General features: G+C 70.5%; 19 protein-coding genes. 7 read left to right on the forward strand and 12 right to left on the reverse strand.

The window, feature by feature from the left end; translation table 11 throughout:
* Positions 1-67: 67 nt before the first annotated feature.
* Entirely contained in the window at positions 68-625 is a 558-nt protein-coding gene (locus LO772_RS32125; protein ID WP_231775545.1) for a hypothetical protein, read from the forward strand.
* On the opposite strand, the gene LO772_RS32130 is transcribed toward LO772_RS32125, so the two are convergent.
* The 4 genes from LO772_RS32130 to LO772_RS32145 all read right to left on the reverse strand — a co-directional run bounded on the left by LO772_RS32130 (position 569) and on the right by LO772_RS32145 (position 3,500).
* Complete coding sequence (locus tag LO772_RS32130; RefSeq protein WP_231775546.1) at positions 569-1,102, reverse strand: DUF4913 domain-containing protein; 534 nt, start codon at positions 1,100-1,102, stop codon at positions 569-571. The genes LO772_RS32125 and LO772_RS32130 overlap by 57 nt on opposite strands.
* A 66-nt stretch (positions 1,103-1,168) precedes the next feature.
* Positions 1,169-1,978 carry an SCO6880 family protein gene (locus tag LO772_RS32135; protein WP_231775547.1) on the reverse strand — a complete coding sequence of 270 codons (810 nt, stop codon included), beginning with the start codon at positions 1,976-1,978 and terminating at the stop codon, positions 1,169-1,171.
* 230 nt (positions 1,979-2,208) lie between these two features.
* Positions 2,209-2,823 carry a DUF6668 family protein gene (locus LO772_RS32140; RefSeq protein WP_231775548.1) on the reverse strand — a complete coding sequence of 205 codons (615 nt, stop codon included), beginning with the start codon at positions 2,821-2,823 and terminating at the stop codon, positions 2,209-2,211.
* 5 nt (positions 2,824-2,828) lie between these two features.
* A complete protein-coding gene (locus tag LO772_RS32145; protein WP_231775549.1) occupies positions 2,829-3,500 on the reverse strand; it encodes a helix-turn-helix domain-containing protein in 672 nt (223 codons plus the stop codon).
* A gap of 554 nt (positions 3,501-4,054) precedes the next feature.
* On the opposite strand from LO772_RS32145, the gene LO772_RS32150 reads away from it, so the two are divergent.
* Entirely contained in the window at positions 4,055-4,636 is a 582-nt protein-coding gene (locus LO772_RS32150) for a TetR-like C-terminal domain-containing protein (RefSeq protein ID WP_231775550.1), read from the forward strand.
* Positions 4,637-4,766: 130 nt separating this feature from the next.
* On the opposite strand, the gene LO772_RS32155 is transcribed toward LO772_RS32150, so the two are convergent.
* Complete coding sequence (locus LO772_RS32155; RefSeq protein WP_231775551.1) at positions 4,767-5,663, reverse strand: NmrA/HSCARG family protein; 897 nt, start codon at positions 5,661-5,663, stop codon at positions 4,767-4,769.
* Positions 5,664-5,798: 135 nt separating this feature from the next.
* On the opposite strand from LO772_RS32155, the gene LO772_RS32160 reads away from it, so the two are divergent.
* The 3 genes from LO772_RS32160 (at position 5,799) to LO772_RS32170 (ending at position 8,914) form a co-directional block, all read left to right on the forward strand.
* Complete coding sequence (locus LO772_RS32160) at positions 5,799-6,410, forward strand: TetR/AcrR family transcriptional regulator (protein ID WP_231775552.1); 612 nt, start codon at positions 5,799-5,801, stop codon at positions 6,408-6,410.
* A gap of 95 nt (positions 6,411-6,505) precedes the next feature.
* A complete protein-coding gene (gene sigJ, locus LO772_RS32165; RefSeq protein WP_231775553.1) occupies positions 6,506-7,501 on the forward strand; it encodes an RNA polymerase sigma factor SigJ in 996 nt (331 codons plus the stop codon).
* A gap of 114 nt (positions 7,502-7,615) precedes the next feature.
* Positions 7,616-8,914 carry a phosphotransferase family protein gene (locus LO772_RS32170; protein WP_231775554.1) on the forward strand — a complete coding sequence of 433 codons (1,299 nt, stop codon included), beginning with the start codon at positions 7,616-7,618 and terminating at the stop codon, positions 8,912-8,914.
* A gap of 426 nt (positions 8,915-9,340) precedes the next feature.
* On the opposite strand, the gene LO772_RS32180 is transcribed toward LO772_RS32170, so the two are convergent.
* From LO772_RS32180 to LO772_RS32210, 7 genes are read right to left on the reverse strand one after another with little or no spacing between them, the layout of a single operon-like run.
* Positions 9,341-10,162 carry an ABC transporter ATP-binding protein gene (locus LO772_RS32180; RefSeq protein ID WP_231779794.1) on the reverse strand — a complete coding sequence of 274 codons (822 nt, stop codon included), beginning with the start codon at positions 10,160-10,162 and terminating at the stop codon, positions 9,341-9,343.
* A 47-nt stretch (positions 10,163-10,209) separates the two neighbouring features.
* A complete protein-coding gene (locus tag LO772_RS32185) occupies positions 10,210-11,274 on the reverse strand; it encodes a FecCD family ABC transporter permease (protein WP_231775555.1) in 1,065 nt (354 codons plus the stop codon).
* The gene (locus LO772_RS32190) at positions 11,271-12,332 is read right to left on the reverse strand and encodes a FecCD family ABC transporter permease (RefSeq protein ID WP_231775556.1); all 1,062 of its coding nucleotides are present in this window, start codon (positions 12,330-12,332) and stop codon (positions 11,271-11,273) included. Before LO772_RS32190 ends, LO772_RS32185 begins: the two co-directional genes overlap by 4 nt.
* The gene (locus LO772_RS32195; protein WP_231775557.1) at positions 12,329-13,345 is read right to left on the reverse strand and encodes an ABC transporter substrate-binding protein; all 1,017 of its coding nucleotides are present in this window, start codon (positions 13,343-13,345) and stop codon (positions 12,329-12,331) included. The genes LO772_RS32190 and LO772_RS32195 overlap by 4 nt, the downstream gene beginning before the upstream one ends.
* A gap of 16 nt (positions 13,346-13,361) precedes the next feature.
* Entirely contained in the window at positions 13,362-14,114 is a 753-nt protein-coding gene (locus LO772_RS32200) for a siderophore-interacting protein (RefSeq protein WP_231775558.1), read from the reverse strand.
* Positions 14,115-15,908 carry an ABC transporter ATP-binding protein gene (locus tag LO772_RS32205; protein WP_231775559.1) on the reverse strand — a complete coding sequence of 598 codons (1,794 nt, stop codon included), beginning with the start codon at positions 15,906-15,908 and terminating at the stop codon, positions 14,115-14,117.
* Complete coding sequence (locus LO772_RS32210; RefSeq protein WP_231775560.1) at positions 15,905-18,055, reverse strand: ABC transporter ATP-binding protein; 2,151 nt, start codon at positions 18,053-18,055, stop codon at positions 15,905-15,907. The genes LO772_RS32205 and LO772_RS32210 overlap by 4 nt, the downstream gene beginning before the upstream one ends.
* Before the next feature lie 275 nt (positions 18,056-18,330).
* On the opposite strand from LO772_RS32210, the gene LO772_RS32215 reads away from it, so the two are divergent.
* Together LO772_RS32215 and LO772_RS32220 are read left to right on the forward strand one after the other, a co-directional pair.
* Positions 18,331-19,692: a hypothetical protein gene (locus LO772_RS32215; protein WP_231775561.1), complete on the forward strand. Its 1,362-nt coding sequence runs from the start codon at positions 18,331-18,333 to the stop codon at positions 19,690-19,692.
* Between the two features lie 44 nt (positions 19,693-19,736).
* A complete protein-coding gene (locus LO772_RS32220) occupies positions 19,737-20,753 on the forward strand; it encodes a D-2-hydroxyacid dehydrogenase (RefSeq protein WP_231775562.1) in 1,017 nt (338 codons plus the stop codon).
* The last annotated feature ends 52 nt before the right edge of the window (positions 20,754-20,805 follow it).

Raw genomic sequence — 20,805 nt, forward strand, 5'->3', positions numbered from 1 at the left:
TACGGCGGCCGTGGTGGCCGCGGCACTGTGTGCGGCCTGCGGCACCCCCGCATCGTCCGGGGACGCTGTGCCCGATCGCCCCCCGGCAACCACGCAGACCTCCGCCGAGGATGCTCCCCCGACGTCGGACGCCGAAAGCGGATCGGTCGCCGCCCCGCTCCCCACCGGTCGGCCCGGAAAGCCCGCCGGTCCGGTACCGGATCCGGATGCCGTCGACCGGAGCGACGCCTCGGCGGTCGCCGTCGCGGCTGCGGTGTGGATGGGCAGCTCGGACACCGTCATCGACACATCCTGGTACGACGCGTCCCTGCGCGCGGCGCCGTTCCTCACCCCGCAGTTGCTGGCCACGTTCGCGGCGGCGCGACCTCGGTCGGGTCCGGGACGCGAATGGCTGGAGTGGTGGGAGCACCGGGCCTTCACCACGGCCGAGGCCGAAGTCTCGCCCGACGATCAGGAATTGGCCGACACGCTGCTGACGGTGTATCGGAAGGTCACCGTCCGGCTCACTCCGGTCGGCCGCGACGGCTGGCGCGGAGAACCGGTCACGTACTTCCAGTTCATCACGCTGTCACGTGCTTCGATCCGGGCCGGATGGCAGGTCGAAGCCGTCGTCGACGACGCCTGAGAGCGGTGACGACGAGGCCGGTGGGCGGGAGGACGCCTCCATCTGTTCCCGTAGCGCCGCGTCCAGGCTGAAGGCAGGGATGTGCAGCAGTTCGGGCGGAGGCGGTACCAACGGGAGCGGTTCGAGTGCCGAATCGTTGTGGCCGTTGCGGGGATCGCACGCCGCGAACGGCCCCCGCTCCGGATCCATGAGCGCGGCGAGGTGGGGGTCCGCGTGGTTCAGCCACCACAACGAGATGCCGAAGTCGTTGTCCAGCCGAAGCGATTCGAAGGCCCGCCACAGCGCCGCGAGGCGTACCAGCGCCTCCGGGTGTCGCCACCAGGACGGGCACCACACGGCCACACTGCGGTTGAGCCGGCGGCGGACCACCTGCGCCAGGTAGTCGGTGACGAACTCGTCGACCGACCGGAACGCCAGTTCCGGCTCCGGTTCCGGCTCTCGCTCGTCGAATGAGGCGTCGTGCTCATGTGACTCCACGATGTAGGCCTTCCCTTCCGATATCCGGCCGCTAGAGCCCGACCGCCGGACGCTCGTGGCGACCCGTCACCCGGTGGCGCGAATGACCTGAGGCGGTTTGATCCCGTCCGCGGACGTGACGCCCAGGGGCAGCCCGGTCGCGAACGTCCCGGCCTGGGCGCCGTAAGCGCGCCGCAGCCGCACCCGGACGGCGGCGGCAAGGCCCTCCTTCGCCACCGCGGCTCGCGGAAGATCGTCGACGTGGCGGACCGTTGCCGTGGCCACGGCCGCGAAGGGAGCAAGGTTGTCCTCTCCGCTCCGCCGCTGCCGGTTCGCGGACCGGTACAGGAACGTCAGCCGTTGGGCGGCGATCTGCCCCGGCAACGCCAGCAAGGGTGTGCCCAATCCCGGTGACATGTCGTCGCGTGGCGACCGGGAGGCCACCCAGCTGACCGAACACGCACCGTCGTGGCGAAAATGGTCCCAGAGGTCGCGGCTGGAAAGCGGAGTCACGTCGGGCCATTTGGGTCCCACGGACGGGTCGTTGCGGTCGAGCAGAGCGGCCACACTCGGGTCGTACGCGACGCGCGCCGCGACCGTGAGTTCGCGTGCGGTCAACGGAACCGCCGCCACCCCCGCTTCCTGTAGTGACGCGCACAGACCGGGGAGGCGCGCACCCAGGGTGGCGGCCGACTGCGGGTCCGTCCGCCGCGGTTGTGTGCCGCCCGCGGTGGCCGCATAGGTGAGAGCGATCTTCGTCCGCAGCCGCGCCGGGGTGTCCGCCAGAGCCTCGGTGACGAGTGCCGCCCCGACCGCCCCCGCCGGCTGCCCGGTGAGCCAGCGCTCGCAGACGTCGAACCAACTGCCGTTGTCCATCGGGGCATTGGTCGTATCCATGGTCGGACCGCATTCGAGGACAACCGTGTGAAAGCGCGTCCTCGGATCGGTGACGAAGGCGAACGGCCGGTTGTAGGCGTCGCGGGCCTCGGACAGTGCCACGGTCGACGCGAGCCCCGGAAGCCGGCACGCGGTATGCGCGGTGACCTTCACGGGATCCGAAAGGGATGGAGGCGCCTCGCGCGTGCCGGCCGAACGCCCCAGCGGATGACGGGCTTTCGTACGGAGGTTCACGGCCGTCCTCCCGAGTCGGTGTCCGGTACGACCCGGGACAGGTCGGCGGCCATATTGGCCAGGGGCGGGCACGTCTCGTGGGGCGGCGGGCCGTGCCCCAGGCGCACCGACTCCATCCACGGGACCGTCCACACACGGGGGACGCCGCCCGAGACCAGTGTGAGGAAGTCGAGTAGCCGGGGCGGGAGTTTCCCGGGTGCGTCCGCGACCACGGCCAGGCCCAGAAGCACGACCCGGTTCGGCGCCGCACCCGAAGCCCATTGGAGGACGGCGGATTGCGCCGCCCGCAGCCCGTGCAGGTGGGTGCGGGCCACCAGGACGACCCGGTGCCGGGTCGGCCCGGCATCCGCGGGCCACGCACCCCCGGCATCCGCTCCGCCCGCGAGTGCCGCGTCGAGTGTGGACACACCCGCTCCGCCGTGGCAGCCGACCCACCACCACCGAGGCGCGGGCACGTGTGCCGCGACGCGCCGCGTGGGCAGGCCGTCGCTGTCGGACCGGGCGAGCCCGGAGCGCAGCGGCGTAGTGGGACGAAGCCGGCGCGGCGGGACGCCGACCTGCGCGGCCGTCGGTTCGCTCGGCGCCCCGGACAGCCAGGGATTCGCATGCATTCTGATCACCCGACACCGTCGAAGCCGAGAGCACGGAAGGCCAGCCACAGGTCGTACTGCGCGGACGGACGCCTGACCACCGCGGTGCCGAGAGCGGTCTCGACACGGCCGAGGCGCTTGCGTACGCCCGGCGCGGTGATCCCCAGGTGGGACGCGGTCGGCATGAGCCGGGCATCGTGGGACAGCCACGTGTACAGCGTGGTGACGCCGGCCTCGCGGGGAAGCGTGCGCAGTGGTCCGATCCGCAGCCGCGCCCAGGAACGGATGCCGGGGGCGGCGATCAGCGCGTCCAGGGTCGGTCGGCTGGACACCGGCTCCGACATCCAATGGCCGCCGCTCGCCCCGATCACGCGCAGTGCCAGCGACAGCGCCGCACGGTCGGCCAGTCTGCCGAGGTCCACGGCGAGCACACCCTGGATGTGTCGCAGGCGCTGGGCGAGGGTGTTGCGGTGCAGATCGAGTTCACGGTGTGCGGGCCGCTCCGCGTGCAGCCACGTTCCCAGGGTCACCATCAGGCCCCGGGCATCCGGATCCGACTGACGCGTGGGCCGATAGTCGAACAACGGACGCAACAGCGATCCGGCCCACGCGGGCCCCTCCCCGGCAGCCAGCAGGACGCCCGGGTCGGAGGCTGCGTCGGGTGGGTCGGAGGGGGGACGGATATCGGCAACACTCATGGCTCGTCACCTACTTCGCGGACCGGGTGGACCAGGGGCCCGGGTTCGAGACGACGTCTCGGATCCTTAGCGGGGCGAGATTCAAAGTATCAGATACTCCAAGTATAGAATTGAATGAGTTGCCACCCCGCGACCGAGGCCCACCGGCCACACGACCCGCCCATGGTCGGCCGTTGCGGCACGCGCGCGGTGACGCCGCATCAGGACCCCGGCCGACGTCCGGCGGCCTGGTCCGGGGTCCCTGTCCGACACCACGGCACCGAGGCCCCGATGTCCTTCGCCGGACCCCGAATACCTCACCCACGTGCGTCCGAGTCCGAACGCGCCTTCCTCGTCCGGACATTCGTCGGTGCGTTCGTGATCGGCCGGTTGCCGGACGGCTCGGATCCGTGCTCTGATCTCCGACCTTGAGCGACGGCAACCGCCCTTCGTCCGACTCGCCTCCCCGAGGCGATCGCGGCCCGGGGGCGGACAGGGGCGACACCCGAGCGTCGTAGACTCCTCGACAGGGAACTCGCCGCCCGACCAGGGGGTGTGAACGACGACGGAGGACCATGAATCCCAGAGGACGCGGCCGGAAACCGGATCCGGAGGTCGACGCCGCCATCCACAAGGCGGTCATGGAACTGGTGTCGGAGCACGGTCTGGAAGTCACGTACGACCAGGTGGCGGCTCGTGCCCGAGTGGGGCGCGCGAGTGTGTTCCGGCGCTATCCGACCAAGCGGGACATGCTGCTTGAGGCGATCGGGCAGACCGGCACCTTCCGGGTCAGTGTCCCCGACACCGGGTCGCTGGCCGGTGACCTGTACGAGCTGGTCGCCGGGATCGCCGCCGTCTACGGGACACAGCCGATGTACGGGCTGTCGCGTCAAATCCTCAGGGAGGCCTGCCGCGACACGATGATCCGCGACATCATGCGGGAACTCAACGAGCGGCGTTTCGAGATCGTGATGGCCGTCCTGGAACAGGCCGCCGCGCGTGACGAGTTGGCCGAGTCGGCCGACCGGCGTCTGATCTGCGACATGCTGATCGGATATTTCGCCGGGCTTCTGTCGGCCGAGTATGACTTTCCCGATGCGGAGAAAATCCGGGGCATGGTGGAATTCCTCATGCACGGAGTGGCGGCTTCCCACTGACCCGGCGACCTCGGCGACGACAACCGCGCCGGGCGCCTTCGGCCGCTCCACGACCGTGCTGATCGACGGAGCCGTGCCGCGCGTTTTCGGCTCGGCGGCGCCCCGGCGCCGACGTGTGCGACGCCGCGTCTCAGACGGGCCCGCGGGACGTGAACTGTGCCCTGCCCTCCGTACGCAGCCAGGTGTCGAAGTCCATCAGGTCCGGGTGCAGCTTGCGCAGCTCGGGGATGTCGGCCTGCCAGCCGCCCCGATGGTTGGCGAAGTCATAGCCCGCGCGCGCGTCGGGATCGGCGCCGGTCAGGGCCTCGCGCGGGATCGCGCGGTACGTGACGGCGGTAGCGGTGGCGAGGCCGATCGCGGCGACGATCTGCGGGAACGTGAGTTCGTCCCCGGCGATCTCCAGTGCCCTTCCGACGTAGCGGTCGGGGTCGGTGAACGCGAGGGCCGCGAACGCGCCGATGTCGGTGGCGGCGATGAGCTGGACCGGCACATCGGGCTTGACCACGTCCGACAGCACGCCCTCGCGCACTCCAGTCGTGGGGTGTGAGTGGTTCTCCATGAACCGGACGGGACGCAGGATGGTGGCGGGCAGGCCCAGGGAGCGGATGTGCTCCTCGATCCGCCATTTGCTCTCCCAGCGGCGGATGCCGGGCGAACGCTCGGCCCCGCCGACCGAGGCGTACACGAGGTGCCGGATCCCGGCGTCGTTCGCGGCGTCGGCCACGTTCACGCCCAGGCGGATCTCGTCCTCGATGGTGAAGCCGGGCGGGGTGCCGGGGTAGCCGATGGTGGGTTGGACGCTGAAGACGCCGTGCGCGCCCCGCATCGCCGCGTCGAGGGAGGCGCGGTCGTCCATGTCGCCCCGCACGACCTCGGCGCCGGCCTGGGCCAGGGCCCGAGCCCGGGGCGCGTGGGGGTCACGGGCCAGGGCTCGCACCCGCGCGCCGGCCGCCAGGAGTTGCCGCGCGGTGGCGCCGCCTTGCAGGCCGGTCGCTCCGGTCACCAGCACGGTGGGATGCGTCGTCACAGCTGCCTCCGGGTTGTGTGCGGAACGTCGTCAGGCTCCCGGGGTGGGCCGGGCGCGACATAAGTAGGGAGTTTCCCCAGTTCCGTGTCCCGGTAATATATGGGGAGTCTCCCCAGATCTCAATCGGAGGGCGCCATGACCGCACCACCGCCCCGGCCCGCGCTCCGCGCCGACGCACAGCGCAACTACGAACGTCTGGTCCGCGCCGCCGGCGAGGTTTTCGCCGAACGAGGCGTCGACGTCCCGATGGACGACATCGCCCGCCACGCCGGCGTCGGGAACGCGACCCTCTACCGCCGGTTCCCGACCCGGACAGCGCTGCTGCAGGCCGTCCACCACGACCGGATCGACGCCCTGTGCTCGCAGGCGAGGACACTGCTCGCCACGCCGTCCCCGGCCGAGGGGCTCGCGACCTGGTTGCGGGAACTCGCCCGGCAGGGCAGCACCTCACGCGGCCTCGCGACGGCGGTGATGATCGCCCTGCGCGACGAGGGCTCCGACGTGGCCTGGTGCCGGGAGGCGATGTTCGCCGCCGCGTCGGCCCTCATCGACCGCGCCCAGTCGGCCGGCGCGGTCCGCACCGACGTCACCGCGGCCCAAGTGCTCAAACTCGTCAACGCCATCGCGTTCGTCACCGAGTGCGAACCCGACGGGGAACAGCAGGCCGATCGGCTTCTGGCCGTGGTGATGGACGGCCTGCGCCCCCACGAGGAGCGGGACGCGGCCCCCGACGGGGCGAGCCGATGACGCCCGACCGGCGGGGACGGGCCCGACGCGGGGGAGCGACAAGCCCGTCGGCCGCGGCGATGTCACATCAGACGGGGGAACGTCGTCCTGAAGGCATGGACGACATCGAGGAAGACCCGACCGAGGGTGTGACCACCGAGCCCGGCGACGACTCCGGCGCCGGTCTCTCCGACGAGGATGACCTCGTGCGGGTTTTCGAACGTGAACGACCGCGTTTGCTGCGCGTCGCGTACGCGACGACGGGTTCGCTGGCGGAGGCCGAGGACTGTGTGCAGGACGCCTGGCTGCGGTTGCGGGGTCTTGACGATCCGGGGGTGATCCGGGACCTGTCGGCGTGGTTGACGACGACGGTCGGCCGCCTGGCTCTCGACGTCCTGGGCAGTGCGCGGGTCCGGCGGGAGCGTTATGTGGGGACGTGGTTGCCGGAGCCGTTGGTGGGGGAGCCGGTTGCCGATCCGGCGGATCGTGTCACGTTGGACGAGTCGGTGAGTATGGCGCTGCTGGTGGTGTTGGAGAAGTTGTCGCCGGCGCAGCGGTCGGCGTTCCTGCTGCACGATGTGTTCGGTCTGTCGTTCGACGAGGTCGCCGAGGTGGTCGGTCGTTCGTCGGCCGCGGTGCGTCAGCTGGCCTCGCGGGCGCGGCGGCAGGTCGGCCGGGAGCGCCCGCGGTTCCCCGCGACGCGCGCCAGGCAGAGCGAGTTGGTCGCCGCGTTCTCCCAGGCGTGTCTGAGCGGGGACCTGGACGCCCTGATGCGGTTGTTCGACCCGGCGGTGGTGCTGCGGGCGGACGGCGGGGGAAAGGTCCGTGCGCTGCTGTCGGTCAAGCACGGCGCGCGGGACGTTGCGGAGTTCCTGCTCGCGGTGTCCACGGGGGCGGTGGTCGATGTGGAGGTGAGGAGTGTCAACGGGACGCCGGGTCTGGTGTTGCGGGAGTCGGGGGGTGCGGTGTCGGTCGTCGCGTTCCTGGTCGACCGGGACCGGATCGTCGCCCTCGACGTCGTGCGCAACCCCGACAAGCTCACCGGCGTCGGCACCGCTCCGGACGGCCCCGCGACGAGGCTCGATCGCTCCACCGATATCGACGGCAGATGAGCTGACCCTTGCGTTGATCGCCATGCCACTCCTGTGGAAGCCTTGCTCGGGCACAGCGCGGCATGACCGCCTGTTCGCCTCCTGGTCACCGACTCCGGAATGGAAGGGCGAGGGTTGGAGCCCCACGACACGTACCCCCAGGGGAAGTTCGTGTACTCCAGCCGGGAAGCCAATTGGTTCGTCGATGCGGCGAGGCGGACGGTGGCCGCGGACTCGACGGCGGCGCGGGCAGGGCTGTTCAACAGCAACGTTCCGGTACGCGACCCCGTCACCGGCGAATGGCGCAACGTGCGCACGCCCTTGCCGATCGGGGAGCGGGAACCCATCGCCTGGCGCACCGCGTACCTGGAGTCGGAGGTCTACACGGCACTGCGGACCCGCTTCGACAACATCCCCACCACGCTGTACGCCGCCGACGACGGCAGCGTGTTGATCCAGCGCCACGAGACAGACGTACGACCCTTCCCCCCGCGCGGCGAGGCGATAGCCCCGGAACTCGCCGATCAACTGGCGGACGCCTGGCGGGACTTGCAGGACATACCGCTGCCGCCGCCGACCGGCGCCATGCCACCGGACTACGTTCGCTACGTCCGGGCGCAGTTGGGCCGCGAGGCTCCGGTGGCGGTGCCCCGGACGGATCAGGGGTACCGCGCGCTGCATCTCTCCGAGTTGGATGCCGCCGCACGCGTGCACTACCTCCACTGGAGCGGTTTCCTGCACGCCCTCGGCTTTCCCCGCGATCCGGTGGCACCCGCACGTGCGGCGGTGGCAAGGATGGGCCCGGTCCCGCTGCGGCCCGCCCACCCCGACATGCACCCGAGCAACCTGGGGACGAAGAACGGCCGCTTATGGCTCTGGGATCCGGAACTCGTCGGCTGGCACGACCCCCACCACACCTTGACGATGATGCTGGTCTGGGGGCGCTACCCTCCCGCGCAGCAGCAGGCGATCGTCGACCGGGCCCATGACCGGGCGATACCCGCGGTCTCCGCCAACCTCCGCCGGAACGTCGCTCTGTGGCGTCGGTTCGTCGCGGTCTTCGACGCGGTCAAGCAGGCCGGACGCCTGGCCAACACCTGCGCGGGTCTCCCCACCGAGCAGGCACGGCGCCACGCCCACGAAAGCGCGCAGTGGCTCGCCGACCGCGTCAACCCGGCCGTCCGGCTGTGGGGCGGGGAACCGCTCGACGAAAGCACCATGCGCCACGCTGTGGAGACACACGTACTCCCCGTCATCGAACAACGACGCTCTTTCGGCGCCGCGGCGCTGGGCTTCGGCGTGAAATGGTCCGGCCCCAAGCCCTTCGACATCCCGCGGGGGCATGCACAACGCCACTCCCCGCACACCGCACTGCACCAGTTCCCCCAGGCAGGCGGCTACGGGCTGAGCAAACACCACACAGCCGGCCGCTGACCACGAACGCTCCCAGGGCAAGACGACGGCAACGATCCGCGTCCTCCCCACAGCCGACCCGTTCATCCACCGGGCGCCGGGGCCGATCCGCGATCCCTCGACCACGAGCGGCGCGGAACCCGAAAACACCACACCCACAAGCGCTTCCCCCTCATCACCCACACCTGACCACGGACGCGACACCCCGTTCAGCCGCTTCGGCCGTGGCCCGGGGGCTCGGCCGCGCTGCGGGACGGATTCGCCATGGTGGGCGGCGCACACACCGCACGCTCCCTCCCGCACCTGGCCGAGGCCTACCGCCTCGCCGACACGGCCGGGCTTCTGCCCCGACCCCGACCTGGCGCGAGCCCGCATGCGGGGACTGCTGACGGTGGCGGTCTGCCCGACCCGCGGCCGGCGCGGCCCCGCTCCGCGCGGGCGACCCCTTCACCGCACGGCGGCCGACGCCCGGTCCGGGGTTTTCCGAAGGCTGTGGCGTCCGAGAGGTGTGACCGACGGGGTACCGGTGACCGGGTCCGGGACCACGACGCAGCTCAGGCCGAAGACTTCCTCGACGAGTTCGGCGGTGACCACCGCGGAGGGGCTGCCCTCGGTGACCACCGCACCGTCTTTCATCGCGATCAGATGGGTGCCGTAGCGCGCCGCCTGGTTCAGGTCGTGGAGTACCGCCACCAGGGTGTTGCCCGCGTGGTGGAGATCGGTGAACAGTTCGAGCAGGTCGATCTGGTGGGCGATGTCCAGGTACGTCGTGGGTTCGTCGAGCAGCAGAAGAGGAGTTCGCTGGGCCAACACCATCGCGACCCATACGCGTTGCCGCTGTCCGCCGGAGAGTTCGTCGACGGCGCGTCCGGACAGCTCCGTCACCCCGGTCGCGGCCAGCGCGTCCAGGACCGCGTTCTCGTCGTCGTCCGTCCACTGCCGGATCAGGCCCTGATGCGGGTACCGTCCGCGTGCCACCAGGTCGGCGACCGTGATTCCCGGCGGTGCGAGCGAGCTTTGGGGGAGCAGGCCCAGGATGCGGGCGGCTTCCTTGGCGCTGTAGCGGCTGATCACCTGGCCGTCGAGAACGACCTGCCCCGTGCGGGGTTTGACGAGTCGCGCGAGGGCGCGGAGGAGCGTGGACTTGCCGCACGCGTTCGGACCGATGATGACGGTGAACTCGCCGTCCGGGATCGAGACACTGAGATCGGTGCTGATCGTGCGCCGCTCGTAGCCGAGGGTGACTCCCTCGGCCCGCAACCGCGACATGCCCGTGCTGGCTTCGGGGGACGGGCCGACTCCGGGGAACAGCCTGCTCATGCGCGGCTCCTTGTCTCGTGGATGAGGAGCCATACGAGGAAGACGCCTCCAAGGACGACGGTGACGATGCCGACCGGCATCTGTTCGGGGAGGACGTGCTGGGCGACGAAGTCGGCGGAGCACAGGAGGAGCGCGCCGGTGGTGGCCGCCGGAAGCAGGCTCATGCCGGCGCTGCGTGCCAACCGGATCCCGATCTGCGGGGCCGCGAGCGCGACGAACGCGATCGGCCCGGCCACCGCGGTCACGGTGGCGGTGAGCCCGACGGCGACGAGGATCAAGGCGACGCGAACGGGTTCGACCCGAACTCCGTGCGCTCGCGCGGCCTCGTCACCGAGTTCCAGCTGTCGCATCCCACGCGCCATCACCCCGGCGAGGGCCAGGAGCACCCCGATCGTGAGGGCACTGCCCCGGACCTGGCTCCAACTCGTCCCGTTGAGCGTGCCGATGTTCCACACACTTGCCATGACGGCGGTGTCGTGTTCGGCACGAAGCAGCAGCCATGTGTTGAGGGAGGTCAGCATCGCGGCGACCGCGATGCCGGCGACGATCATGCGGTACCCCTGCACACCGCGCGAGTACGCCAGCACGTACACCAGCGCGGCGGTTCCCAGTCCACCGATCACCGACCCCAGTGCCACCTGCTGGAAGGAGCCTCCTATCCAGGTGAGCACGACGAGGGCTCCCGTGTGGGACCCGGCGGACATCCCGATGATGTCCGGACTCGCCAGGGGATTCCGGGTGATCGACTGGAAGATCGCCCCGCCGGCGCCGAGTGCGGCGCCGAACAACAGCGCCGCCAGGATCCGGGGCATGCGGAATTCGTTGACGACGGTGTAGGCGAACCCCGCGTCCGGGTCGCCGATCGCCCCGATCGCCTCGCCGAGCGACATCTCGTAGTCGCCGGTGACCAGCGACAGCAGTGCCACGGCGATGGCGGCGGCCCCGAGCGCGGCGCTGACCAGGATCGTTCGTACGTCGAAGCGCACCCGCAGGCCCAGCCGACGCCAGCGCAGGGTCCGGCGACCGAAGTCGACCCTGGTGGGTCGAAGGGTGGTTGTCACAGTTCACGCACCTGATTGCGCCGGATGAGAACGACGAGGAGTGGGGCCCCGACGAAGGCGGTGACCACGCCGACGGGCACCTCCCCGGGGCGCGTGATCACCCGTCCGATCACGTCGGAGGCCACCAGCAGGATCGCGGCGAGCAGCGCGCTGAGCGCGACGATCCACGGCTGGTTCGGGCCGACGAGCCACCGCGCCACATGCGGGACCATGAGCCCGACGAACCCGACAGGGCCCGCGATCGCGGTCGCGCCCCCGGCGAGGAGCGTGACCGAGATGAGGACCAGGATCCGGTTCGCGGTCAGGTTGACACCCGTCGCGCGTGCCAGGTCGTCCCCGAGCGCGACCGCGTTGAGCGCGCGGCTCGCGGCCACGGCCGTCACCAGGCCCAGAGCGATGAACGGGAGTACGGGCCACACCGCGTGCCACTCGCGCCCCACGACCGATCCGGCGGTCCAGTTGCGCATCCCGTCGAACGCCCGCGGGTCGTGCAGGCTCAGTGCGTTGGTCACCCCGACGAGTACGGCGCTGAGCGCCATCCCCGCGAGGACGAGCCGCACCGGGTCCGCGGGCCCGCGGCCCACGGCGCCGATGAGGTACACCGCCGCGGTCGCGAGCAGCGCCCCGGCGAACGCGAACCAGAGATAGCCCGCCATCGAGGTGAGCCCGAACGTGCCGATGGCCAGCACCACCCCGCATGCCGCCCCGGAGTTCACCCCGAGGAGGCCCGGATCCGCGAGCGGGTTGCGGGTCATCGCCTGGGCGAGAGCGCCGGACACACCGAGTGCGGCTCCCACCGTGACGGCGAGCCCGGTGCGGGGGACCCGGTACACCCAGATGATGTCGTGCTCGGGGTTCACGGGGTCGCGGTGGACAAGGGCCTGCCACACCGTGCCGAGTGGCAGGACCTTGGAGCCGACCGCCACGCTGAGAAAGGCCACCAGGACCAGCGCGACGAGGGCCACGAGCAGGATCGAGCCTCGCGTGGCGGCGGTCGGAGCCCGCCGTTCGCCCTGACGTGCCGCGGTGGGCGTGGTGGTGTCGGTCGACGGGCTCACGTCGAAAGCTGGGCCAGCACGGGGTCGAGCTTGTCCTTGACCCAGCGCATCGCCGTCGGCGTGGGGCTGTTCACGGCGGTCGCGAACGCCAGGTCGGCCACGTAACTGGTGCCGTTCCTCACCGACGGCAGCGCTTGGAACGCCGTGTCGTTCTTGACCTTGTTCTGCATGTCGCTGCCCATCGGCCAGACCACGAGCAGGTCGGCGTTGAGCTGGTCGGTGTTCTCGAACGACAGCGGGGCGCTCTTCATCGTGTTGTCCTGGTTCGCCGCCGGCTTGAGGCCGAACAGTTCGAAGAGCGACCCGTTGCCGAAGGCGTAGCCACCGCTGTCGGCACGCACCAGCTGGTACGTCTTGTCCTTGATTCCGGGGTACTTCCCGGCCATCGCGGCGAACTCGTCCTTGAGCGAGGTGATCAGCGTCTCCGCCTCGGCGGTCCTGCCCACGGCGGCACCGGTGGTGCGCAGCCGTTGGTCCCAACTGACGTTCAGCGACGTCGAGTCCGGAACGACTGTCGGTGCGATCGAACTGAGTTGGTCGTAGACCGCCTTGTCGGCTGCCTCGAAGCCCTGCCCGACGATGAGGTCCGGTTTGGCGTTCGCGATCGCCTCGACGTTCAACTCGAAGCTCGCGTTCATCATGTCCGGCGCGGCGAGGTCATGGATCTTGTCCGCGACCCACGGGTAGGCGGCGTCCTCGGCGGGGCCGGCGACCTTGACCGGCGTCACACCGAGCGAGATCAGCTCGTCGGCGGTGGTGGCGCCGAGCGCGACAACGCGCTTGGGCTCGGACTTGATCGTCACATCGCCGTGCCGCGTCTTGACCGTGGTCGGGAAGGTCCCGGCGGAGGCATCCGCGCCGGCCGCGGCCCCGGGGGCGTCGGCCTTCGCGTCGGAGCCGTCGTCCCCGGAGCCGCAGGCCGCCAGACTCAGGGCCATGGTCATGGCCACCGCGACGGCCGCGGCGCTTCGTCTCCGGCCGGACACGGCGCGGACGGACTTGGGTGGTATCACGTGATCCTCCGTGGTTTCAGGAGTCGCTTTTCCGGCGGCCGAGCAAGCCGCCGGAGACCCAGTAGGCCTGCGACTTGACGGAACGTTTGTCGATCTTGAAGTCGTCGCGCAGAACGGCCACGACCGCGCGGGTGGTCCTGGCCTCGCAGGCCACCCACCCGAAGTGGTGCGGTGAGTCGACCGCGGCGGCGCGCACCGCAGCGACCAGGGCGGCGCCGGAGTCGGCGCGCCGTACCCACGTGACCTCGGCGGAGTCGCCGTGGGGCAGCGGGATGGACCGGTCGTCCTCGTGCTGCCACTCCAACCAGACCCTGGCCGGGGCGTCGCCGATCGCGGCCAGAAGTGTGCGGATCGCCGGGAGTGACGCGGTGTCGCCGACGATCACGTACCCGGTGGGCGCGGGGGTCGGCAGGGCGAACTTCGATCCCATCACCGTCGCGGTGATGGTCGCGCCGGGCTCGACGGCGGCGGCCCAGTTGGCGGCCATCCCCTCGTGCAGGGCGAAGTCGATGTCGACCGAGTCGTGTGCGCTGTCGGGGTTCACGAGGGTGTAACCCCGTTGCTGCAACGCTCCCTTGCCGTTGGGGAACCACAGCCGGACCCAGTGGGTCGGGTGGATCTCACGCTCGGACAGCATCCCCCCGGCGGTGAAGCTCACCCGCAGGAAGTGCGGGGTGATCTCGCTCTTCCCGGTCACGGTGAGGGTGTAGTCCGGTGCGCGCATCGCCTTGAGCACAGCGCCCTGCCAGCCACGCGAGTCGCCTGCCATCTACGCCTCCGGTGCTTCGTGTGTCGACCGTGTCGGGTCCGGGCGTCGTCGCGGCTCGGTCTCCGCCGCGACGAGGCGCCAGCCTCCGGCGCGGGTGCGTTCGGTCCAGAACGCGGTGTACCGCCCGCCCGCGGCGAGGAGTTCGTCGTGGGTGCCGACCTCGGCGACCTCGCCGCCGTCGAGGACGACGATCCGATCCGCGTTGCGGATGGTGTGCAGGCGATGGGCGACCACGATGACCGTGTGGTCGGCGCGCAGCCGCTCGATCACGTCGGTGAGCGAAGCGTCGTTGGCGGCGTCCAGGGACGCGGTCGCCTCGTCGAACAACACGATCGGCGCGTCCTTCACCAGCGCCCGCGCGATGGAGATCCGCTGACGTTCGCCGCCCGACAGCGCAGCTCCGCGCTCGCCGACGCGGGTGTCCCAGCCCTCGGGCAGGCGGGCGATGATCTCGCGGACACCGGCCCGTTCGGCGGCGTCCCGCAACTGGTCCGCGGACGCGTCCGGTCGACCGACCCGGATGTTCTCCTCGATGGTGCCGTCGAAGAGATACACGTCCTGGAAGACCGGCGCGATCGACGCGGCGAGATCGTCCGCGGAGGCGTCCCGGACGTCCACGCCGCCCACGCGGACCGCGCCCGACCGGACGTCGTAGAAGCGGGAGATCAGGCGGAGCACGGTCGATTTGCCCGAGCCCGACGCACCGACCAGGGCCGTGAGACTCCGCGGCGGCGCGGACAGCGACACACCGGACAGGACCGTCTCGGAGCCGTAGCCGAAGGTCACGTCGTCGAGTTCGACCGTGGGTTCGCCCAGTGGTCGCGGCGCCGGGCTCTCCGGGAGGGGAGGGACCGCGAGCACCTCGGAGACGCGACCGAGAGAGTTGCGGGCCGTACGGACCGCCGAGCCCATCTGGGCCAGCAGAGTCAGCGGCTCGGCGTAACGCACCACCAGCACCATCAGCGCGGCGAACTCGGCGGCGTCGAAGGCTCCGCCCAGGGCCCGGTCGGCCGACACCACCAGCAGAAGAGTCACGACGAGCTGGATCGACACCGCGGAGCCGACCAGACCGGGCGCGGCCCTGCCGACCATCGCCCGCTGGGCTCCGTACTGTTCGACCAGAGCGTCGTCGAGCAATCGGTAGCCGGACGCGGCGCTGCCGGAGGAACGCAGCGTCGTCTGTGCCTGGGCGAACTCGATCACCCGACCGGCGGCTTCGGCAGCGGCCCGATCCTCGACGGCTTCGGCCCGGCCGAACATCCCGGCGCTGACGCGTCCGATCACGGCGACACCGCCCAGCCCGACCAAGGCGACCGCACCGAGCCGCCAGTCGTACACGAACAGGCCGATCACCGCGACCAGCGGGGTGACCACCGAGGAGACCAGAGGCCGCAACATGTGTGCCGGCACGCTCATCGTCTCCAGCACGCCCTTGCCGGCGAGCTGACTGACCTGACCGACCCGGTCGCGATCCTCGAACCAGCCCAGCGGCATCCGCGCGATCTGCACGCCGAGCTTGGTGAACAACGCGCGGCCGATTCCGATGGCGGAGTGATAGGCCGCCAGTTCCGTCCGGAACCGGACGCCGCCGTACGCCGCCAGCAGGACGGCGATCACGGCGATCCAGCGCCACGCCTCGGCGGTGTGCCCGGCCAACAGCGCACGCAGCGTCGGGACCAACAGCACGTAGCTCGTGGCGGCCAGCGTGCACTCGAGCACCAGCGCCGCGATGTTGGCGCGGATCGCGTTGCGGCGCCCCGGCTGGTCGGCCAGGTCGAGCAGTTGACGGATCATGCCGACACCTCCGAGCGGACGGACTGGTGTGCGTCCCAGAGTTCGGCGTACAGGCCGCCCTCGGCGATCAGCCGGTCATGGGTTCCCGTCTGGGCGATCCGTCCGTGGTCGAGCACCACGATCCGGTCGACACCGACGATCGTGTGCAGCCGGTGCGCGATCACCAGCAGCGTCCTGCCCACCGCCAGACGGGAGATCGCGTCCTGGACCGCCGCCTCGCTGTCGGGGTCGGCGTACGCGGTCGCCTCGTCCAGAACGATCACGGGAGTGTCGGCGAGCAGCGTGCGGGCGATGGCCAGCCGCTGCGCCTCACCGCCCGAGAGAGCGACCGCTTCGCCGAGCACGGTGTCGTAGCCGTCCGGCAGGCGCCGGATCCGCTCGTCGATGCCGGCTGCCCGGGCCGCCGCCTCGACCTCGTCGGCGCCGGCCTCGGGGCGCGCCAGCCTGATGTTGTCGCGCACGCTCGCCCGCAGCAGGCGTACGTCCTGCAGGACCACGCCGACATGGCGGTACAACTCGTCGGCGGCGATGTCGCGGAGGTCGACTCCACCGATGGTGATGCGCCCCCCGGTCGGGTCCCAGAACCGCGCGAGCAGCGCGGCCAGGGTGCTCTTGCCGGCTCCGGACGGACCGACGAGCGCGGTGACCGTGCCCGGCCGCAGGCTCAGATCGACACCGCCGATGACCTCGTTGTCGTTGTCGTTGTCGTACGCGAACCGGACCTGCTCGAATTCCACCGCCGAACCCTGGGGGACGACCGGATGCTCAGCCTCGGGAAGGACAGGTGTGGACAAGACCCCGGAGATGCTGTCGGCAGCCAATCGGGCCAGCCCGAGATGCCCCTGTGCGTAGGCAATTGCCAGGAACGGACCGGGGATCGAGGGAGCGAGCAGAACGAACGGGACCGCGTCCATCGGGGCGAGCCAGCCGGCCTGGACCAGCGCCGCGGCGCCGGCGAGGGCGACGAGCAGTGTCGTGAACGGGGCGAACGCCAACTCCGCCGCGGCGGACGCGCCGAGCGTCCTGCGCTTCCAGGCCCAGAACGAGTCGAGGAAGGCCGTCGCCGAGTCGGCGAACCGGGCGTGTGTCCTGCCCGCCTGCCCGAACGTCTTCACGACCGCGATGCCGTCGACGTACTCGACCGCGGAACCGACCAGGGTGCCGACCGCGGAGTGGAACCCGGCCATCTGTGTCCGCACGGTGCGCGCGGTGCGGCTGAAGCGGACGATGCCGACGATGGTCGGAACCAGGGCGATCAGCGCCAACCGCCAGTCGACGTAGAGCAAATAGCCAAGTGTGACGAGCGGAGTGACGACGACGGAGGTGAGCTCCAGACAGGTGTGCCCGACCAGGTGGTGAAGTGCGCGGACGTCGTCGCCCAACGCCTTCTTGACGAGCCCGGAGTTGCGCTCGTCGAACCAGCCGAGCGGCACACGGCCCAGTTGTGCCGCCATGCGCCGACGCACGCTCAACTGCACGATCGGGTCCGCGATATGGGTGATCGTCTCGGCGGCGAGGGCGGTCACCGTCCGAAGCACCAGCGCGGCGACCGCGACCCACACCGCGCTCCAGACCCGGCCGGAATCGACGTCGTCCTCGGCCAGCGTGCGGGCGATCTCGACGACGCACACCAGCGGGACGACCGAGGCCACCGAGGCGATTGCCTGGAGGAGGCAGGCGACTTGGATCCGCCGACGCACCGGAGCCAGCAGATCCTGCAAGGCCGACGCTCCGGACACAGCCCGCTTCTTCTTCTGCGTCGGCGTGCGGGGTTTCGACGACACGACAGCTCCCTTCTGGCGCATCGCCCGAGTTAGGTTAGCGTAACCTAACAAGAAGGCGCGGATGGCGCCAGGGGTCTGCCGCACGACCTCGCCTGCGGCCGCAAGCACCAGGAAGTCCCCCTTCTCCCAGCGTGCGAGGAGACCGCCGACGAGGGACGTTCCGCGTCCGTACATCACGCAGTAGAGCCGCGACGTCGCGACCGTTTCCAGGGTGAGCCGGTCACCGCGGTTGATGCGGACGAAGCCGGCCGGCAGCGCGGGGCTGGTCGCCGGGCCGTCGTCGATGCCGAGCGGCTTGGCGAGGTCGAGGGGTACGACCCGGGTCGGTCCGGGTGGCAGCGAGGGGCCGGGGGTGGTGTTCACGCGTGACTCCACGACGAGGAAAGGAGTCCGACCCCGGGGAAATCAACGCCTTCGTTGCCGTATCGCAAGGGATTTCGTGCGGATATTCCTCGCACGATACAAGCATGCGCCGCCGAGTCCCGTCCCGCCCGGCATCATGGCGATTGATGGGGTTCATCAATTCAATTTCGGTCGTACTTTTCGTTGATTCGTGAGCCCGGTTTTCCCTACGCTCGCCGAAACACGCCGACGGCATCGGGCCGAGGTTCGCGGCCATCCATGAGAGGCGCAGCACGATGACCACGTTTCGCGCGACCGATCGGGTCAGGTTCGAGGCGCCGGGCCCTTTGGCGGAGAACGAGACGGTCGCCTGGGTGCTCGGCCGGGTCCGCGCCGCCGTCCGAACGGCCGACCGGTCGAGCCGACGCCTCGTCATCGGGCCGCGCACGGCGGCGGAGTCGCCCCCGCGACCTGACGGATTCCCGGAGCCGCCGTCGACGCCCGAGTCGTACCGGCAGCGGTGCACCGATGACGGTCACGAGGTCCGGGTGCTCATCGCCGCATCGGATCACCGCGGCCTGTCCTACGCCCTGACCGAACTCGCCGACCGGATCACCGACGGGCGAGCGGTCGAGACGATCGGCGTGGGGCGGGAGGAGCACCGTCCCGCGGTTTCCGTGCACGGCATTCAGCGCGCCTTTTCGAGCGTGTACGAGGATTCCCCGTGGTTTCACGACCGACGCTTCTGGGACGAATACCTGGATTTCCTGGCCGCTCAGCGGTTCAACCGGTTCCACCTGGCCGTGGGGCTCCAGTACAACTACGGCGCGGAGATCACCAACGCGGGCGCGTCCGACAACTATCTCTGTTTCCCGTACCCGTTCCTCGTGGATGTGCCGGGCTTCCCGGTCCGTGCGCAGGGAGTGGACGCGGGGGAGCGGGAACGAAATCTCGCATCCCTCGCCACCATCGTCCGGGAAACCCGGCGGCGCGGCATGGGCTTTCACCTCGGGCTCTGGAACCACGCGTACGACTACGGCCTCGGAGCGCGACACAGCCACCCCGTTCTCGGCATCGGTCCGGAGTCCCATGCCGACTACTGTGCCGCGGCGCCGACCGAACTGCTGCGCACGATCCCGGAGATCGACGGAGTCACCTTCCGCGTGCACTACGAAGGCGGCGTTCGGGACGTGAACCGGCACGCGTTCTGGGACCGGATGTTCCAAGCGGTGTCCGACACCGGGCGACCCATGCGGGTGGACCTGCATGCCCAGGGACTCGACGCCGCATTGCTCACGGCGTTGAAGAAGCCCAATATCCGCCCGGTGGTGTCCCTCAAATACTGGGCGGAGCACATGGGCCTGCCCTACCACCAGGCGTCGATCCGCGAGATGGAGATGACGCCGTTGCCGCGGGAAAGACTCGGTGAGGAGCGGGCGCACCTGATGGGTGTGGCCGAGATGGCCCGGCGCTTCACCCGGTACGGATACGCGGACTTCCTCGACGAGGACCGGGACATGGACGTGAGCGGAGGCTCCCGTCCTGCTCCCCGGATTCGATGTCGACGCGGCCAACCAACCGTACTTGGTGATCCACAGTTCCGCGTGGAAAGGCGACGCACAACCTGGCGACTCCCCGGTGCGTCCGACCGGCCATGACCACGCCGACGGGGTCCGCGGCGAAGACGACAAGGAAGCGTGACATGGGTGACACTCAGCAGGAGCGCGGGATCGAAAGCGTCCTGGCGACCGTCATGTTCGAGCCCGGCGAGATCCGGCAGCTTCGTGACGCCTTCGCCCCGGCACGGTTCGTGCACGTGCCGCCCTGGGACTCCGACGGCATCGCCGAAGCCCTCGCACACGCGGACGTGGCCGTCCTGGGCGGAGACCTTGACGAGCGGCACATCAAGGCGCCCCGGCTGCGGTGGGTGCACTGCGACCACTCCGGTCTCACCAGGTCCGCGCGGCCCGAGGTCTTCGCGCGAGGCCTTGCCGTGACGGGGTCGGCCGGCCGCTCCGCGCCCGCACTCGCCCAGCACGGGTTCTATTTCGCCCTCGCGCTCACCTTCGACGTCCGACGGCTGTTCGCGATGCAGGACGCACACCGCTGGCACGGTCCCGAGGGCTTCGAGCACCGGCTCGCGCTGTGGGGCAAGACGTTGGGCATTGTCGGCTTCGGCCACACCGCGAAGGAAATGGCCCGCCTCGGCAAGGCGTTCGGCATGCGCGTGATCGTCTACCGGCGCGGCGCGGTCGAGCAGGCGCCGGACGTCGACCTCATGTTGTCCGCGGACGGCGGTGACACCCTGGACCCGCTGCTGCGGGAATCCGATGTCATCATGCTCGCGACACAGTTGACCGATGCCACCCACCACCTGTTCGCGGCCGAGGAGTTCGCCGCGATGAAGAACTCGGCCTACCTCGTCAACATGGCGCGCGGCGCGGTCATCGACCAGTCGGCCCTGGTCGAGGCCCTGCACGCGGGGGAGATCGCGGGGGCGGGGCTCGACGTCGCCGACCCCGAGCCGCTTCCGCCGGACTCGCCGCTGTGGGACGCACCCAACGTCGTGATCACTCCCCACATGACGCCGCGCGTTCCGGACCGTACCCAGCGCTCGATCGACATCATCGTCGAGAACATCCGGCGCTACCGAGCCGGCGAGCCGCTGCTGAACAGGCTGACGGAGCGCGACGCGTACACGCGCGACCGACGCACGTGAGCATGGCGTCGGTCGGGTGGGCCGCCTCGAAGCGGCCGTCGCGCTCCCGCTG

The sequence above is a fragment of the Yinghuangia sp. ASG 101 genome (assembly GCF_021165735.1).
Lineage (GTDB): Bacteria > Actinomycetota > Actinomycetes > Streptomycetales > Streptomycetaceae > Yinghuangia.

Bases quoted from the DNA above. Each gene is read 5' to 3' on its own strand.
- LO772_RS32135 (WP_231775547.1), bottom strand. From the start codon at position 1,978: ATGGATACGACCAATGCCCCGATGGACAACGGCAGTTGGTTCGACGTC.
- LO772_RS32140 (WP_231775548.1), bottom strand. From the start codon at position 2,823: ATGCATGCGAATCCCTGGCTGTCCGGGGCGCCGAGCGAACCGACGGCC.
- LO772_RS32145 (WP_231775549.1), bottom strand. From the start codon at position 3,500: ATGAGTGTTGCCGATATCCGTCCCCCCTCCGACCCACCCGACGCAGCC.
- LO772_RS32150 (WP_231775550.1), top strand. From the start codon at position 4,055: ATGAATCCCAGAGGACGCGGCCGGAAACCGGATCCGGAGGTCGACGCC.
- LO772_RS32160 (WP_231775552.1), top strand. From the start codon at position 5,799: ATGACCGCACCACCGCCCCGGCCCGCGCTCCGCGCCGACGCACAGCGC.
- sigJ (WP_231775553.1), top strand. From the start codon at position 6,506: ATGGACGACATCGAGGAAGACCCGACCGAGGGTGTGACCACCGAGCCC.
- LO772_RS32180 (WP_231779794.1), bottom strand. From the start codon at position 10,162: ATGTCGCGGTTGCGGGCCGAGGGAGTCACCCTCGGCTACGAGCGGCGC.
- LO772_RS32200 (WP_231775558.1), bottom strand. From the start codon at position 14,114: ATGGCAGGCGACTCGCGTGGCTGGCAGGGCGCTGTGCTCAAGGCGATG.
- LO772_RS32205 (WP_231775559.1), bottom strand. From the start codon at position 15,908: ATGATCCGTCAACTGCTCGACCTGGCCGACCAGCCGGGGCGCCGCAAC.
- LO772_RS32215 (WP_231775561.1), top strand. From the start codon at position 18,331: ATGACCACGTTTCGCGCGACCGATCGGGTCAGGTTCGAGGCGCCGGGC.
- LO772_RS32220 (WP_231775562.1), top strand. From the start codon at position 19,737: ATGGGTGACACTCAGCAGGAGCGCGGGATCGAAAGCGTCCTGGCGACC.